The organism is Streptomyces sp. CB02009 (assembly GCF_001905825.1).
Taxonomy (GTDB): Bacteria; Actinomycetota; Actinomycetes; order Streptomycetales; family Streptomycetaceae; genus Streptomyces.
Genome location: NZ_LIVV01000002.1, coordinates 796,641 through 812,590, shown reverse-complemented (window position 1 = coordinate 812,590; position 15,950 = coordinate 796,641). Strand labels below are relative to the sequence as shown.

The following is a 15,950-nucleotide window of genomic DNA, read 5'->3' as shown; positions in this document are numbered from 1 at the left end:
CCTGACCATGCATGTCCTTGTGGTCCACAACCGTTACTCGTCGGCGCAGCCGAGCGGGGAGAACAGGGTCGTCGACGAGGAGGTGGGGCTGCTGCGCGCGGCCGGCCACCGGGTCGACCTGTTCGAGCGGCGCAGTGACGACATCGCGGCCCGCTCCCTGGCGGGCAAGGTCGCGGTGCCGCTGCTCGTGCCGTGGAACCCGTCGGCCCGCGCGGAGCTCACCGCCCGGCTCCGCGCCGACCGGCCGGACGTGGTGCACGTCCACAACGTGTTCCCGCTCCTGTCGCCCTCGGTGCTCGCCGCCTGCGCGGACGTCGGCGTGCCCGTGGTCGCCACGCTGCACAACTACACCCAGGTCTGCCCGCCCGGCACGCTGCACCGGGACGGCCGGCAGTGCACCGAGTGCGTCGGGGCGGCGCTGCCGCTGCCCGCCGTCCGGCACGGCTGCTACCGCGACTCCCGGCTGGCGACGGTGCCGCTCGCGGTCAGCCTGTCGGTCAACCGGCGGCGGTGGTGGTCCGGCGTGGACCGGTTCTTCTGCATCTCGGGGGCGCAGCGCGACGTCCTCGTGCGGTCCGGCATGCCGCCCGAGCGGCTGGCCGTGAAGCACAACTTCGTGCCCGACCCGGGTACCGCGCGGTCGGGCCCCGGCGAGCAGCTGCTCTTCCTCGGCCGGCTCGCGGAGGCCAAGGGCGTGCGGCTGCTCATGGCGGCCTGGGACGAGGTCGCCGCGGACGGCGGCGTGGGGCTGCCGCTCGTGATCGCCGGGGCGGGGCCGCTGGAGCCCGAGGTGACCGCCTGGGCGGCGGGCCGGGACGATGTCCGGTACGCCGGGCTGTGGGACCCGGCGGAGTGCCGGCGGGCCCTCGCGCGGTCGGTGGCCGTGGTGGCTCCTTCGCTGGCCATGGAGACCTTCGGCCTGGTGGTCGCGGAGGCGATGGCGGCGGGGGTCCCCGCCGTCGCCGCCGCGCACGGGGCCTTCGTCGAGCTCGTCGAGGACGGGGTGACCGGCCTGCTGCACACGCCCGGTGATCCGTCCTCGCTCGCGGACCGACTCCGCCGTATCTCGGCGGAGCCGGACCGCAACCGGGAGATGGGCGAGGCGGCCCGGCGCCGTTACGAGAAGGGGTTCAGCCCGTCCGTGGGGCTGGAGCGCCTCCTCGAGGAGTACCGCACCGCGATCGCGGGACGGTCGGGCGGCGGGAACAGCGCGCCGCCGGCAGGGAACGAAGAGACCGGCTCGTCGCGGAGCACCCGCGCGAGCGGAGATGGGGGGCAGAACACATGACACGATGCCGACTCTGCGGATCGGCGGCGTTGACCAGCGTCGTCGACCTGGGGGCGACTCCGCCGTGCGAGAGCTTCCTCGCCGCGGACCGACTCGACCAGCCCGAGCCCGCGTACCCGCTGCACCTGCGGGTCTGCACCGACTGCTGGCTCGCTCAGATCCCGCCGCTGATCACGCCAGAGGAGACCTTCCAGGAGTACGCGTACTTCTCGTCGTACTCGACCTCCTGGGTCGAGCACGCGCGCACCTTCGTCGCCGACGCCGCGGAGCGGGTCGGGCTCGGCCCCGACGCCTTCGTGGTCGAGGTCGCGAGCAACGACGGATACCTGCTGAAGCACGTGGTGGACCGGGGGATCCGCTGCCTCGGCATCGAGCCGTCGGTGAACGTCGGTGGCGCGGCACGGGACGCGGGTGTGCCGACGCTCACCGCGTTCCTGTCCCCGGAGACCGGCTCGGGCGTCCGCGCCGAGCACGGCCCGGCGGACCTGGTCGTGGCCAACAACGTGTACGCGCACATCCCCGACGTGGTCGGCTTCACCGAGGGGCTGCGCGCCCTGGTCGCCGACGACGGCTGGGTCTCGATCGAGGTGCAGCACCTGCTGACCCTGATCGAGGAGAACCAGTACGACACCATCTACCACGAGCACTTCCAGTACTACACCGTCGCGTCCGCCGCCCGGGCGCTCGCGAGCGGCGGGCTGGCGCTCGTGGACGTCGAGCTGCTGCCCACCCACGGCGGATCCATCCGGCTGTGGGCGCGGCCTGCCGAGGCCGCCGGCGAGCCGAGCCGCCGGGTGGCCGAGGTGCTCGACCGCGAGAAGGCCGCCGGGCTCCAGGAGCTGTCCGGGTACGCGGAGTTCTCCGCCCGGGTGGCCAAGGTGCGCAGGGACCTCCTGCGGTTCCTCATCGACGCCGCCGAGCGCGGCGAGACGGTCGTCGGCTACGGCGCCCCGGGCAAGGGCAACACCCTGCTCAACCACTGCGGCATCCGGCCCGACCTGCTGGCCTACACGGTCGACCGGAACCCCTACAAGCACGGGCGGTTCACGCCGGGCACCCGCATCCCGATCCTGCCCCCCGAGCAGATCGCCGCCGACCGGCCGGACTACGTCCTCGTCCTGCCGTGGAACCTGCGGGAGGAGCTGGTCGAGCAGCTCTCCTTCGTGCACGAGTGGGGCGGCCGGCTGGTCTTCCCCATCCCGGAACTGAGCATTGTCGAGGTCAAGGCATGAAGGTCGTCCTGTTCTGCGGCGGTTACGGACTGCGCATGCGCAGCGGAGCCTCCGACGACATCCCCAAGCCGATGGCGATGGTCGGGCCCCGTCCGCTGATCTGGCACGTCATGCGCTACTACGCGTCCTTCGGGCACACGGAGTTCATCCTGTGCCTCGGGTACGGAGCGCACCACATCAAGAACTTCTTCCTGACCTACGAGGAGACGACGTCCAACGACTTCGTGCTGCGGGGCGGGAAGACCGAGCTGCTCTCCACCGACATAGCCGACTGGACGATCACGTTCGCGCAGACCGGCATCGAGTCGCCGATCGGGGAGCGGCTGCGCCGGGTGCGGCACCACCTGGACGGCGACGAGATGTTCCTCGCCAACTACGCCGACGTGCTCACCGACGCCCCGCTGCCGGAGATGATCGACCGGTTCTCCCGGCGCGACGCCGGCGCGTCGATGATGGTGGTGCCGCCGCAGTCCTCGTTCCACTGCGTGGACCTGGGCGACGACGGTCTGGTGGGGGGCATCACGGCGGTGAGCGACATGCCGCTGTGGGAGAACGGCGGCTACTTCGTGCTCCGCCAGGAGGTCTTCGACCACATACCGGAGAACGGTGACCTGGTCGCCGACGGCTGCGCCCAACTGGCCAAGCGGGGACGGCTGGTGGCGTACCAGCACCGCGGGTTCTGGAAGCCGACCGACACCGTGAAGGAGCGGGCCGCGCTCGACGCCGCCTACACCCGCGGCGACCGGCCGTGGGCCGTGTGGGAGCGGGACGGCGCGGGCGCACCGGTGGGGACCGCGTGATCCGGCTCGGCTCGGGGCGCCTCGACCGGGTCGTCGCGGTGGGGGCGCACTGCGACGACATCGCCATCGGCGCCGGCGGCACGCTGCTCACGATGTGCCGCGCGCGGCCGGGCATCCGGGTCGACGCCCTGGTGCTCTCCGGCGGCGGCGGCGAGCGCGAGGACGAGGAGCGGGCCGCGCTCGCCGCCTTCTGCCCGGGGGCCGACCTGCGGCTGACCGTGCTCAAGCTGCCGGACGGCCGGCTGCCCGCGCACTGGGAGGAGGCCAAGTCCGCGGTCGAGGATCTGCGGGCCAGGACCGAGCCCGACGTGATCCTGGCACCGCGCACCGACGACGCCCACCAGGACCACCGCGGCCTGGCGCGGCTGCTTCCCACCGCGTTCCGCGACCATCTCGTGCTCGGCTACGAGATCGTCAAGTGGGACGGGGACCTCGGCCGTCCGGCGGCGTACCAGCCGCTGTCGCCGGAGGTCGCCGAGGAGAAGGTGCGGCTGCTGCAGGAGCACTACCCCTCGCAGCGGCACCGCCCCTGGTACGACCGGGAGGCCTTCCTCGGCCTCGCCCGGATCCGCGGTATCGAATGCCACGCGCGGTACGCCGAGGCGTTCGCGGTCACCAAACTCACTCTCGATCTGGGGGAATGAACCTTGCGCGTACTGCTGACGGGACACCAGGGCTACCTGGGCACCGTGATGGCCCCTGTCCTCGCGGCCGACGGGCACGAGGTCGTCGGTCTCGACTCCGGCCTGTTCGCGGACTGCGTGCTCGGGCCGACGCCCGCCGACCCGTCCGGGCACCGGGTGGACCTGCGCGACGTCACGGCCGAGCACGTGGCCGGGGTGGACGCCGTGATCCATCTGGCCGCGCTCTCCAACGACCCGCTGGGCTCGCTGGCGCCGGACCTCACGTACGACATCAACCACCACGCCTCGGTGCGGCTCGCCCGGCTGGCCAAGGACGCCGGGGTGCGGCGCTTCCTGTACGCGTCCACCTGCTCGGTCTACGGGGCCGCGGGCGGTGACGAGCTGGTCGCGGAGGACGCCCCGCTGCGCCCGGTGACGCCGTACGCGGAGTCCAAGGTGCGGGTGGAGGACGACCTGCACGCCCTCGCCGACGGCGACTTCACCCCGGTGTACATGCGCAACGCCACCGCGTTCGGCTTCTCGCCGCGGCTGCGCGCCGACATCGTGCTGAACAACCTGGTGGGCCACGCCCTCCTGTCCGGCGAGGTCCTCGTGATGTCCGACGGCACGCCCTGGCGTCCGCTGGTGCACGCCGCCGACATCGCGCGGGCCTTCTCGGCCGCGCTGACCGCGCCGCGCGAGGCGGTGCACGACCGGGCGTTCAACATCGGCAGCGAGACCAACAACGTGACGGTCGCCGAGATCGCCGCGCAGGTCGCCGAGGCGGTGTCCGGGGCGAAGGTGGTGATCACCGGGGAGACCGGTGCCGATCCGCGGTCGTACCGGGTGGACTTCTCCCGCTTCCGGGCCGCGCTGCCCGGCTTCGACTGCGAGTGGACGGTGAAGCGGGGTGCGCTCGAACTCGCCGACGCCTACCGGGAGTTCGGTCTGACCCGGGAGGACTTCGAGCGTCGCTTCACCCGGCTCGCCGTGCTGCGCGCGGCGTCCGGGACCGGTGCCGTCGACGACACCCTGCGGTGGCGCCGGTGACCGCGGCCTTCGAGGAGCGGACGGGCTCGGCAGGCGAGCGGATGCACGCGCTGGTGGAGCGGCTGTACCCGCTCTGCCGGAGCATCACCGGCGACGGGGTGCGCGCCACCCTGGACATCGTCGGCGAGTACGTTCCGCTGGAGGTCCACGAGGTGCCGACCGGGACGCAGGTGCTCGACTGGACGGTGCCGCAGGAGTGGAACATCCGGGACGCCTACATCGCGGACTCCACGGGACGCCGCGTCGTCGACTTCGCGGCGTCCAGCCTGCACGTGCTCGGCTACAGCGTGCCGGTGGCGCGGCGGATGCCGCTGGCCGAGCTGCGGGAACACCTGCACACCCTGCCGGACCACCCGACGTGGGTGCCGTACCGCACCAGCTACTACACGCCGGAGTGGGGGTTCTGCCTGGCCCAGGAGACCCTGGACGCGCTGCCGGACGGCGAGTACGAGGTGCGCGTGGACTCCACGCTCGCGGACGGCCACCTCACCTACGCCGAGCACGTGGTCCCCGGGCAGGTCTCCGACGAGGTGATCGTCTCCTGCCACGTCTGCCACCCGTCGCTGGCCAACGACAACCTGGCGGGCATCGCGGTGGCGACGTTCCTGGCCAGGGCGCTGGCCGAGGAGACCCCGTACTACACGTACCGGTTCATCTACGCGCCGGGCACCATCGGGGCGATCACCTGGCTGGCCCGCAATGCGGAGCGGATCGAGCGGGTCAGGCACGGGCTGGTGCTGGCCTGCGCCGGCGACCCGGGCCGGCTGACGTACAAGCGGAGCAGGCGCGGCGACGCGGAGATCGACCGGGTGATGTCGCATGTCCTGGCCGCCTCCGAACGCCCGCACCAGGTGAACGAGTTCACGCCGTACGGCTACGACGAGCGGCAGTACTGCTCCCCCGGGTTCGACCTCGGCGTGGGCTCGCTCAGCCGTACTCCGTACGCCGGGTACCCCGAGTACCACACCTCGGCGGACAACCCCGGCTTCGTCTCCCCCGAGGCGATGGAGGACACGCTGGCCGTCTGCCGCGAGGCGTTCTCGGTGCTCGACCGGAACCGGCGGTACGTGAATCTCAGCCCGTACGGCGAACCGCAGTTGGGGCGGCGCGGGCTGTACGACTCGCTCGGCGGCCGCAGCGACGCGCAGCAGGCCCAGATGGCCATGCTGTGGGTGCTCAGCATGGCCGACGGCGAGCGCGGTCTGCTGGACGTCGCCGAGCGGGCCGGGCTGCCGTTCGACTCGGTCGCCGGAGCGGCCGACGCGCTGGCCGCCGCCGGACTGATCAAGGCGTGAGATGACGAGCGCCGAGAGGGAGAAGACGACGACGGCCGCGGACCTGGCCGGACCCGCCCGGCCGAACGCGCGGCGGGCCATGGCCGGCCGGCTGTCCTGGGGTCTCGCCGACCAGGCGGCGTCCAGCGCGACCAACTTCGTGGTGGGCATCTACGTGGCACGCTCGCTCGGGCTGGCCGCGTTCGGCGTGTTCAGCCTGGCCTGGGTGACCTTCGGCGTGGTGCTCGGCATCTCCCGCGGCCTGGCCACCGACCCGCTCATGGTGCGCTTCAGCGGTGTGCCGGAGGCGTCCTGGCGCGGGGCGGTGGCCCGCTCGTCGGGCACCGCCCTCGGTGTCGGCGGCGTCGTCGGCGCGGTGTGCCTGGCCCTCGGACTCGGGATCGGCGGCCCGGTGGGGTCGGCGTTCGCCTGCCTCGGCGTCGTCCTGCCGGGGCTGCTGCTCCAGGACGCCTGGCGGTTCTCGTTCTTCGCCGCGGGCGCCGGCCGCAAGGCGTTCGTCAACGACCTCGTGATGGGCGCCGCGCTCGTCCCGGCCATGGTCGTGGCGGCCCGCGTGGGCAGCGTGGGCGCCTTCGTGCTCGCCTGGGGGGCGTCCGCCGCGGTGGCCGCGGCCTACGGCCACCTCCAGTCCGGCATCCGGCCCCGGCCGGCCGGGGCGCGCGCCTGGACGCGCGAGCAGCGCGACCTCGGTTACCGGTACCTCGTCGAGAACGTCGGCGTCAGCGGCGCGGGACAGCTGCGGGCGTACGGGCTCGGCGCGATCGTCGGTGTCAGCGCGGTCGGCGTGATCCGGGGCGCCGAGCTCCTGCTCGGCCCGTTCCTCGCCGTCCTGATGGGCCTGTCGCTGGTGACCGTCGCGGAGGCGGCACGGGTGCTGCGGCAGGCCCCGCACCGGCTGCGCGCGTTCTGCCTGCTGCTCGGCGGCGGGCAGGCCGCCGCCGCCCTGCTCTGGGGCGCGGCGCTGCTGCTCGTACCGGACCGGCTCGGCGAGTTCGTGCTCGGCGACGTCTGGCAGGCCGCCTCCGGGCTCATCGTGCCGGCCGTGCTCGGCGTCGCGGCCGCGAGCCTCGGCACCGGCGCGGCGGCCGGACTCCGTGCGCTCGCCGCGGCCCGGCGCAGCCTGCGCTGCCAGCTGATCGCCTCCACCCTCTATGTCGGCGGCGGGCTCGGCGGCGCGGTCGTCGCCGGCACGGTCGGCTCGGCCTGGGGCGTCGCCGCCGCGACGCTCGGCAGCTCGGCCGTGTGGTGGCTGGAGCTGCGGTCCGCCCTGCGCGAGCACCACCAGAAACCCCTTCCCGAAGTGAGGACACCATGACCGCCCCACCCCGGCTCGGCATCGGCCTGCCCGTGTACAACGGCGAGGAGTACCTCGCCGAGGCGCTCGACGCCCTGCTCGGTCAGACCTACGAGGACTTCGAGCTGGTCATCTCCGACAACGCCTCGACCGACGGCACCCAGGACATCTGCCGGACGTACGCGGCACGGGACCCGCGCATCCGGTACATCCGGCTGACCCGGAACATCGGCGCCGCGCCGAACCACAACTACGTGTTCACCCAGTGCCGCGGCGAGCTGTTCAAGTGGGCCTCGCACGACGACCTGTACGCCCGGGACCTGCTGCGGCGCTGTGTGGACGCGCTGGACGAGCGGCCGGACGTGATCCTGGCCCACGCTGACCAGGCCGTCATCGACGGCGAGGGCCGGGTGAAGGTCCCGTACGACTACACGCTCGCCACCGACTCGCCGCGCGCGCCGGAGCGCTTCCGCAGCATGCTGTTCGAACCCGGCGGAGACGACTTCTACGGGGTGATGCGGGCCGACGTGCTGCGCCGGGTGAAGCCGCACGACAGCTACCACCACGCGGACCGGACGTTCGTCTCCGAGATCGGCCTGCACGGGCCCTTCCACCAGGTGCCGGAGCTGCTGTACTTCCGCCGGGACCACCCGACCCGCGCCGAGCGGGCCAACCCCTCCAAGCGCTCCCGCTGCGTGAACCTCGACCCGCGCCGGGCCGGGCCGCTGCACCCGACGCCCCGGCTGCTCGCCGAGTACGTGTGGGGCTTCGTCGCGGCGATCCGGCGGGCGCCGCTGTCGCCCGCGGACCGGCGCGCCTGCTACGGCCACCTCGTCTCGTGGGCGGCCAGCCGGTCGCGGCCGGGCGCCGGCGAGCGGGTCGAGGACCGCGCCCCGGTCGATCCGGAGCGGCTCTCCGTCTCCCTCGACGCGATCGTGGCCGGCCGGGAAGGCAGGCGGGCGTGAGGCCCCCGACGGGGCCTCCGGTCCGCGTCGGACTGTTCGGACTGCTCGGTTCCGGCAACCTCGGCAACGACGGGTCGATGGAGGCCGTGCTCGGGTACCTGCGCCGGGACCACGGGGAAGCCGCCGTGGACGCGATGTGCGGCGGCCCGGAGGTCGTACGGCTGCGGCACCGGGTCCCCGCGACGCGGCTGCACTGGTACCGCGGGGAGTACCGGACCGCGTCGCGGGCCGGCGCGATCGCGGGGAAGGGGCTCGGGAAACTCGTCGACGCCGTCCGCACCGCCGCCTGGGTGCGCCGGCACGACGTGGTGATCGTGCCGGGCATGGGCGTCCTGGAGGCCACGCTGCCGCTGCGGCCGTGGGGCTTCCCGTACGCGCTGTTCCTGCTCTGCGTGTCCGGACGGCTGTTCGGCACCCGGGTCGCGCTGGTGGGCGTGGGCGCCGCCCCGATCGGCAACCGGGCGACCCGGGCCCTGGTGCGCGGCTCGGCCCGGCTCGCCGCGTACCGGTCCTACCGGGACGACCAGTCCCGCGACGCCCTGCGGGCGATGGGCGTGGACACCACGCGCGACGAGGTCCACCCCGACCTCGCCTTCGCCCTGCCGGCACCGCCGCCGGGCGCCCCCTCGGGGACGCCCGGCCCGGTGTGCGTCGGCGTCATGGCCTTCCACGGCGGCGACGACGACCGCGCCCGGGCCGAGGAGATCCACCGGCGCTACCTCGACGGGACGACCCGCTTCGTCCGCGCCCTGGTGGCGGACGGCAGGCCGGTCCGGCTGCTCACCGGCGACGAGGCCGACCGGGAGGTGGTCGCCGCGATCCTCGACGCGGTGGACTCCCCGCTGGTCACCGCCGCCGAGACGGCCTCGCTCGCCGACCTGATGAAGGAGATGGCGGCCGCGGACGCCGTGGTGGCGACCCGCTACCACAACCTGGTCTGCGCGCTGAGGGTCGGCGTGCCGGCGCTCGCGCTCAGCTACGCCGCGAAGAGCGACGCCCTGATGGACCGGATGGGTCTCGGCGCGTACTGCCACCCGGCCCGCGAGGTCGACGCCGACCGGCTGCTCGCCTCGTTCCGGGAGCTGGAGAAGCACGCGGCGGAGCTGCGGCTGACCCTCGCCGAGCGGCACCGGACGGTCGCGCGGCAGCTCGACGAGCAGTTCACCGCCCTCACCGCGGCCGTGTTCCCGAGAACCGGCCGTGCCCACGCCCACGCCCTGCGGGAGACCCCATGAAAGCGATCCTCGTCCCCGAGATCGACGGCGCGTACCTGTTCGAGCCGACGCCGTACGCCGACGAACGCGGCTTCTTCTGCCGCACGTTCGACGCCGACGTGATCCGCTCGGTGGGCCTCGACCCGGAGGCCTTCGTCCAGGACAGCGTGTCCCGCTCGGTCCGGGGCGTGCTGCGCGGCATGCACCTGCGCTCCGGCGCCGGCGAGGCCAAGCTGGTGCGGTGCTCGTACGGCAGGATCTTCGACGTCGTCGTGGACCTGCGGACGGACTCGCCGACCTACCGCAACCGGGCCTTCTTCGAGCTGTCCGGCGAGACGCAGTCGACGCTCTACATCCCGGCGGGGTGCGCGCACGGCTTCCAGGCGCTGACCGAGACCGCCGACACCTCGTACCGGATCGACCGCCCGCACGACCCGGCCGAGGACGTGACGATCGCCTTCGACGACCCGGAACTCGCCATCCCGTGGCCGCTGCCGCCCGTGTCGATGTCCCCGCGGGACCGGGAGGCCCCGAGCCTCGCCGAGGCCCTGAAGCACCAGCCCTGACGCCCTGGAGAGTGAAGTCCGCGTGGACACCGAAGTGACCGAAGAGACCGAAGAGTTCTCCCTGCCGCGGTCGCGGCAGGCGAACGAGCGGCTGCACGCCCTGATCCCCGGGGGCGCGCACACCTACGCCAAGGGCGACGACCAGTACCCCGAGAACCTGGCCCCGGTCATCAGCCACGGCCGGGGCGCCCATGTGTGGGACGTCGACGGCAACCGCTACATCGAGTACGGCTCCGGGCTGCGGTCGGTCAGCCTCGGCCACGCCCACCCGCGCGTGCTCGAAGCGGTACGGCGGGAGATCGACCGGGGCGGCAACTTCGTCCGGCCGTCCATCGTGGAGGTCCAGGCCGCCGAGCGCTTCCTCGCCACGGTGCCGACGGCCGACATGGTCAAGTTCGCGAAGAACGGCTCCGACGTCACGACGGCCGCGGTACGCCTCGCCCGCGCCGTCACCGGCCGCCCGCGGGTCGCCGTCTGCGGCGACCACCCGTTCTTCTCCGTCGACGACTGGTTCATCGGCACCACGCCGATGTCCGCCGGCATCCCGGCGGCGACCACCGAGCTCACCGTGTCGTTCCCCTACGGGGACCTGGCCGCCACCGAGGAGCTGCTCACCCGGTACCGGGACGAGGTCGCCTGTCTGATCCTCGAACCCGCCGGGCACACCGAACCCCCGCCCGGGTACCTCGCCGGACTGCGCGAACTGGCCGACCGGCACGGCGTCGTGCTGGTCTTCGACGAGATGATCACCGGTCTGCGGTGGTCCGAGGCCGGAGCGCAGGGCCTGTACGGCGTCGTCCCCGACCTCTCCACGTTCGGCAAGGCGCTGGGCAACGGGTTCGCCGTCTCCGCGCTCGCCGGGCGCCGCGAACTGATGGAGTGGGGCGGGCTGCGCCACTCCGGCGAGCGGGTGTTCCTGCTGTCCACCACGCACGGCGCGGAGACGCACGCGCTGGCCGCCGCGTCGGCCGTGCAGACCACCTACGTCGAGGAGGGCGTCACCGCCCGGCTGCACGCCCTCGGCGAGCGGTTGGCCGCGGGAGTCCGCGAGGCCGCCGCCGCCATGGGCGTCGGCGACCACCTGGTCGTCCGGGGCCGGGCCAGCAACCTGGTCTTCGCCACCCTCGACGAGCACGGGCAGCCCTCGCAGGAGTACCGCACGCTGTTCCTGCGCCGGCTCCTCGCGGGCGGGGTGCTCGCCCCGTCCTTCGTGGTGAGCAGCGCGCTCGACGACGCCGACATCGACCGCACGGTCGACGTGGTGGCCCAGGCGTGCGCGGTGTACCGGAAGGCGTTGGACGCCGCCGACCCCGCCCCGTGGGTGGCCGGGCGGCCGGTGAAGCCCGTCTTCCGTCGTCTGGTGTGAGCGGCTCGGCGTGACGTCACCCGACGTGGGGTGACGTCACGTCAGCGAGTCCTGTGCGGCCCGGATCCGGCCACCCGGTCGACCGCCCACGCGGTCGCCGGGATCACCGCGAGCGCGGTGAACCAGCCGCCGAGGGCGTCGGTCGGGTAGTGGGCGCCCAGGACGACCTGCGCCCAGCCCATGGCGACACCGGCGACCAGCGCCACGAGCAGCACGAGCACGGCGCCGGCCGTCCTGCCGAGGCCGGACCTGCCGGTCGCGAGCAGCGTCACGACCAGCGCGAGCGCGGTGAGGAAGGCGGTGTGCCCGCTCGGGTACGAGAGGTTCTCGTCGCCGTGGATGGTGCGGCCCACCAGGTGCTTGAGCACCCTCGTCGTCACCACGGCGAGCCCGACGCCCGCGACGGCGAGGACCGCCCCGCGAGGGCGCCGCAGCAGCAGGCAGCCCGCGACGACGGCCGCGACCAGAATCGCCGCGCCCAGCGGCTCGCCCAGGAAGTCGGTGGCCAGGGCGATGTGCCGCGCCCGCGGCCCCGTGCCCTCGACCGCGGCCAGGATCCGGGCGTCCACACCGCCGGGACGGCCGCCGCCGGCGTACAGGACTCCGAGCACGACGACGACCAGTGCGGCGACCGCCGCCACCGGCCCGAGCCATCCGCGCATCGGCCCCGGCAGCACCGCGGGCGCGGGCCGGTCGAGTTCGGCCAGGCGTTCCAAGGTGAGCCCCCCTCATGTCCGACCGTCGTCACAGGGCCGGCCTGCAGCGACCCTATACCGCCGGTGGGGACGGTTTTGGGCCGATTCCGGACGGAGCACAGGATCGGCTGACCACCGGCGTGCGGGGATAACGTTGGCCCATGCTCACCACCCCGTCACGGATCGCACTGCACCCGCTCACCCTCGCCGACCAGGACGAGTTCTGCTCGCTCGTGCGCGCCAGCGCCGAGTTGCACGGACCCTGGATGCAACTGCCCGGCACCGCGGAGGAGTTCCGGACCTGGATGCGCCGCTTCGAGGACGGCACCAACCTGGGCCTGCTGATCCGCGTCAAGGAGACCGGCGCGGCCGCCGGCATGGTCAACATCAACTCGATCATCCGGGGCCGCTACCAGGGCGCGTCCCTCGGCTATGCGTCCTTCGCCCCGTCCGCGGGGCGCGGCTACATGACCGAGGGGCTGACCGCCGTCCTGGAGTACGCGTTCACGGAGCTGCGGCTGCACCGTCTGGAGGCCAACATCCAGCCGGGGAACAAGGCCTCCCTGGCCGTGGTCCGGCGGCTGGGCTTCCGCCACGAGGGCCTCTCCCCCGCCTACCTCTACATCGACGGCGGCTGGCGCGACCACGAGCGCTGGGCCCTCACCGCCCCGGCTCCCTGGTCGCCCGATCCGTCCCTTCCCGAGGTCTGAGCGTCTAGAGGGTGTGCCGCCGGGAGGACGCGCGGGCGGCACACCGGCGCGCCTTCTCCTACGGGACCGAGCGGATGCGCCGCACCAGGACCGAACCCGCGAGGGCCAGGGCACCCGCGAGGGCGTACAGGGCGGTGTAGCCGCCGAAGTGGGTGACGACCGGGGCCGCGACCACGGGGGCGAGGACCTGCGGCAGCGCGTTGGCGATGTTGATGACGCCCAGGTCCTTGCCCCGGTCCTCCGCCGTCGGCAGCACGTCGGTGAGCAGGGCGAAGTCCACGGCCGTGTACACGCCGAAGCCGAGGCCGAGCACCAGCGAGGCGACGACGGCGCCGGTCCAGGTCTGCCAGACGGCGAGCAGCAGGGTGGCCGCGGAGATCACGAGGCCGGACCGGATCACATAGGACTTCCGCCGTCCGCTGCGGTCCGACCGGATGCCGCTGATCACCACCGTGGAGAGCAGGGTGAGGGCGTTGAGCGCCGTGAGGATGAGGACGCCGTTGTCCGCGTCGCCGTCGTAGCGCACGGCGTCGGTCAGGTAGTAGAGCAGGTACATCGTGCTGATCGAGTACGACAGGTTCATCAGGAACCGGGTGAGCCAGGCCCACCCGAAGTCGGGATGGCGGCGCGGGTCGATCCAGAAGCCGCCGAGGAACGTCCGCCACCGGAAGGCCGGCCGGGCGGCCGGGGAGAGCGGCGTGTCGCGTCGCGTCACGACGTACGGGACGGCCGCGAGCACCGTGAAGACCGCGCAGGCCAGATAGCCGCCGACCACTCCGCCCGCGACGGTGGCGAGCGCCGTGCCCACCAGGATGCCGACGACCTGGGAGACGCCGAGCCACCCGCCCACCAGACCGCGCCGCCGCGGCGGAACCTGGTCGGGGACGGCCGCGGTGAGCGCGGCGAAGGCCGCGTTGAGGGCCAGCTGGACCAGGCACCAGCCGGCGATCACGGTCGCGACGCTCTGCGCCGCGGCGAGGACGAGCAGTCCTGCCGCGCCGCCCAGCACTCCGCCGGCCACCCAGGGGATCCGCCGCCCCACGGACGCGGTCGTCCGGTCGGAGAGCGCGCCGAAGACCGGGTTGGCGATCATCGACACCGCCGCTCCGACTCCCGTCACGAGGGCGAGGGTGGACGCCTTGTGGTCGGGGGTGAGCTGCTCGGCCTGGCGGGCCAGGAGCAGTTGGAGCGGGCCGAACCAGCCGACCCAGACCCCGAGGTTGGCGAGGGAGAGCGCGCCCACCCACCGGCCGCCGGCCGGACCGGTGGGCTCGGGGGCCGGGCCGGCGGCGGTTCCCTCCGCCGCCGTCCCCTCGGTGGTCATCTGCCGCTCTTGATCAGGTCGCGGTACCAGGTGAACGACTCCTTGGGCGTTCGTACCAGCGTCTCGTAGTCGACGTGGACGAGCCCGAAGCGCTGCCGGTACCCCTCCGCCCACTCGAAGTTGTCGAGGATCGACCAGATGAAGTAGCCGCGGACGTCGGCGCCCTCGGCCATCGCCGCGTGCAGGGCGCGCACATGGCCGTCGTGGTAGGCGATCCGGCGGGCGTCGTCGACGCGTCCCGTCCCGGGGTCCGGCCCGTCGTCGTACGAGCAGCCGTTCTCGGTGACGCAGAGGGGCGGCAGCCGGTCGCCGTAGCGCTCGCGCAGGGTGCCGATGAGTTCGCGCAGTCCGTCCGGGACCACGGGCCAGCCGAAGTCGGTGAGTTCGCGTCCTTCGATCTGGCGGATGGCGAAGGGGAGGTCCGGCGGGATCTCGATGCCGCCGAAGGAGGAGCCGGCGGAGGCCGTCCCGGCGGGTGCCGCGGCGGCGGGCTGCGGAGCGCCGACGAGCATCGGGTTGTAGTAGTTGATCCCGTACCAGTCGAGGGGTTCGGAGATCACCTCGAGGTCCTCCGCGACGGGTCCGGGGAGGAGCGAGGCGAGGCCCGCCGGGTAGGTGCCGGTCAGGATCGGGTCGGCGAAGAGGCGGTTGGTGAGGGTGTCGTACAGCTCGGCGGCCGCCCGGTCGTCGTCGCTGTCTCCGGCGGTCCAGACGGGGCTGTGGGAGACGGCGATGCCGATCTCGCGGGCGCCCGCCGCGCGCAGGGCCTGCACGCCGAGGCCGTGGGCGAGGAGTTGGTGGTGGGCCGCGGGCAGGGCGTCGAAGACGAGGCGTCTGCCGGGGGCGTGCTCGCCGAGGCCGTAGCCGAGGAGGGTGACCTCGGCGGGTTCGTTGATGGTGATCCACCGGGGTACGCGGTCGGCGAGCCGCTCCGCGACCAGCGAGGCGTACGCGGCGAAGCGCTCGGCGGTGTCGCGGACGAGCCAGCCGCCGTCCTCCTCCAGGGCGAGCGGGGTGTCCCAGTGGAAGAGCGTCGGCACCGGGGCGATCCCCGAGGCGCACAGCTCGTCGACGAGCCGGTCGTAGAAGTCCAGCCCCTTGCCGTTGACGCGGCCGTGCCCTTCGGGCAGGACCCGCGACCAGGAGACCGAGAACCGGTATGCGCCGACGCCGAGTTCGGCCATCAGCGCGACGTCCTCGCGGTAGCGCCGGTAGTGGTCGGTGGCGACGTCCGCGCGTGAGCCGTCCTTGACGCGTCCCTCTTCGCCGGTGAAGGCGTCCCAGGTGGAGGGGCCGCGGCCGTCGGCCGTGAGCGAGCCCTCGATCTGGAAGGCGGAGGCCGAGACTCCCCAGAGGAATCCGGCCGGGAACTCGGGCAGGGGCGCTGTCATGAGGACTCGCTTCGATCGACGGCGTGCGGGTGCGGCGTGCGGCGTGCTCACGGCACTTTCGGGTCCCCGGGTCCACCCTGTCAATGGAAAGTGAACAATTCTCAAGTTTTCCCGACGCGGGACGGGTTCGGGCCCGT

15 protein-coding genes are annotated in these 15,950 nt (G+C 73.4%); 12 read left to right on the top strand and 3 right to left on the bottom strand.

Annotated features, from left to right (window positions below; all coding sequences use genetic code 11):
* The first annotated feature begins 7 nt into the window (after positions 1-7).
* From AMK27_RS10805 to AMK27_RS10755, 11 genes are read left to right on the top strand one after another with little or no spacing between them, the layout of a single operon-like run.
* A complete protein-coding gene (locus AMK27_RS10805) occupies positions 8-1,288 on the top strand; it encodes a glycosyltransferase family 4 protein (protein WP_073905023.1) in 1,281 nt (426 codons plus the stop codon).
* Positions 1,285-2,520, top strand: a complete 1,236-nt coding sequence (locus tag AMK27_RS10800) for a class I SAM-dependent methyltransferase (protein ID WP_073905021.1) — start codon at positions 1,285-1,287, stop codon at positions 2,518-2,520. Before AMK27_RS10805 ends, AMK27_RS10800 begins: the two co-directional genes overlap by 4 nt.
* A complete protein-coding gene (locus tag AMK27_RS10795; RefSeq protein ID WP_073905020.1) occupies positions 2,517-3,320 on the top strand; it encodes a glucose-1-phosphate cytidylyltransferase in 804 nt (267 codons plus the stop codon). Before AMK27_RS10800 ends, AMK27_RS10795 begins: the two co-directional genes overlap by 4 nt.
* Positions 3,317-3,964 (top strand): PIG-L deacetylase family protein, encoded by a 648-nt coding sequence (locus AMK27_RS10790; RefSeq protein ID WP_073905018.1) that lies wholly within the window; start codon positions 3,317-3,319, stop codon positions 3,962-3,964. Before AMK27_RS10795 ends, AMK27_RS10790 begins: the two co-directional genes overlap by 4 nt.
* A 3-nt stretch (positions 3,965-3,967) precedes the next feature.
* Positions 3,968-4,993, top strand: coding sequence for an NAD-dependent epimerase/dehydratase family protein (locus AMK27_RS10785; RefSeq protein WP_073905017.1), 1,026 nt, complete (start codon positions 3,968-3,970; stop codon positions 4,991-4,993).
* 41 nt (positions 4,994-5,034) lie between these two features.
* On the top strand, positions 5,035-6,288 hold the full coding sequence (locus AMK27_RS10780; RefSeq protein ID WP_073906009.1) for a DUF4910 domain-containing protein: 1,254 nt from the start codon (positions 5,035-5,037) through the stop codon (positions 6,286-6,288).
* A gap of 1 nt (position 6,289) precedes the next feature.
* On the top strand, positions 6,290-7,603 hold the full coding sequence (locus AMK27_RS10775) for a hypothetical protein (RefSeq protein WP_073905015.1): 1,314 nt from the start codon (positions 6,290-6,292) through the stop codon (positions 7,601-7,603).
* On the top strand, positions 7,600-8,547 hold the full coding sequence (locus tag AMK27_RS10770) for a glycosyltransferase family 2 protein (protein ID WP_073905014.1): 948 nt from the start codon (positions 7,600-7,602) through the stop codon (positions 8,545-8,547). Before AMK27_RS10775 ends, AMK27_RS10770 begins: the two co-directional genes overlap by 4 nt.
* Positions 8,544-9,782 carry a polysaccharide pyruvyl transferase family protein gene (locus AMK27_RS10765; protein ID WP_073905012.1) on the top strand — a complete coding sequence of 413 codons (1,239 nt, stop codon included), beginning with the start codon at positions 8,544-8,546 and terminating at the stop codon, positions 9,780-9,782. Before AMK27_RS10770 ends, AMK27_RS10765 begins: the two co-directional genes overlap by 4 nt.
* Positions 9,779-10,327, top strand: coding sequence for a dTDP-4-dehydrorhamnose 3,5-epimerase (gene rfbC / locus AMK27_RS10760; protein ID WP_073905011.1), 549 nt, complete (start codon positions 9,779-9,781; stop codon positions 10,325-10,327). Before AMK27_RS10765 ends, rfbC begins: the two co-directional genes overlap by 4 nt.
* 22 nt (positions 10,328-10,349) lie before the next feature.
* A complete protein-coding gene (locus tag AMK27_RS10755; protein ID WP_198955835.1) occupies positions 10,350-11,693 on the top strand; it encodes a glutamate-1-semialdehyde 2,1-aminomutase in 1,344 nt (447 codons plus the stop codon).
* 41 nt (positions 11,694-11,734) lie between these two features.
* Here AMK27_RS10755 and AMK27_RS10750 read toward each other — a convergent pair whose 3' ends face one another.
* Positions 11,735-12,355 (bottom strand): phosphatase PAP2 family protein, encoded by a 621-nt coding sequence (locus tag AMK27_RS10750; RefSeq protein WP_073906005.1) that lies wholly within the window; start codon positions 12,353-12,355, stop codon positions 11,735-11,737.
* Positions 12,356-12,549: 194 nt separating this feature from the next.
* Between AMK27_RS10750 and AMK27_RS10745 the strand changes: the two genes are divergently transcribed.
* A complete protein-coding gene (locus AMK27_RS10745) occupies positions 12,550-13,098 on the top strand; it encodes a GNAT family N-acetyltransferase (protein ID WP_073905009.1) in 549 nt (182 codons plus the stop codon).
* 58 nt (positions 13,099-13,156) lie between these two features.
* On the opposite strand, the gene AMK27_RS10740 is transcribed toward AMK27_RS10745, so the two are convergent.
* Both AMK27_RS10740 and AMK27_RS10735 read right to left on the bottom strand, forming a co-directional pair.
* Complete coding sequence (locus tag AMK27_RS10740) at positions 13,157-14,422, bottom strand: MFS transporter (protein ID WP_073905007.1); 1,266 nt, start codon at positions 14,420-14,422, stop codon at positions 13,157-13,159.
* Complete coding sequence (locus AMK27_RS10735) at positions 14,419-15,813, bottom strand: GH1 family beta-glucosidase (RefSeq protein WP_107425529.1); 1,395 nt, start codon at positions 15,811-15,813, stop codon at positions 14,419-14,421. The genes AMK27_RS10740 and AMK27_RS10735 overlap by 4 nt, the downstream gene beginning before the upstream one ends.
* Positions 15,814-15,950: the final 137 nt, after the last annotated feature.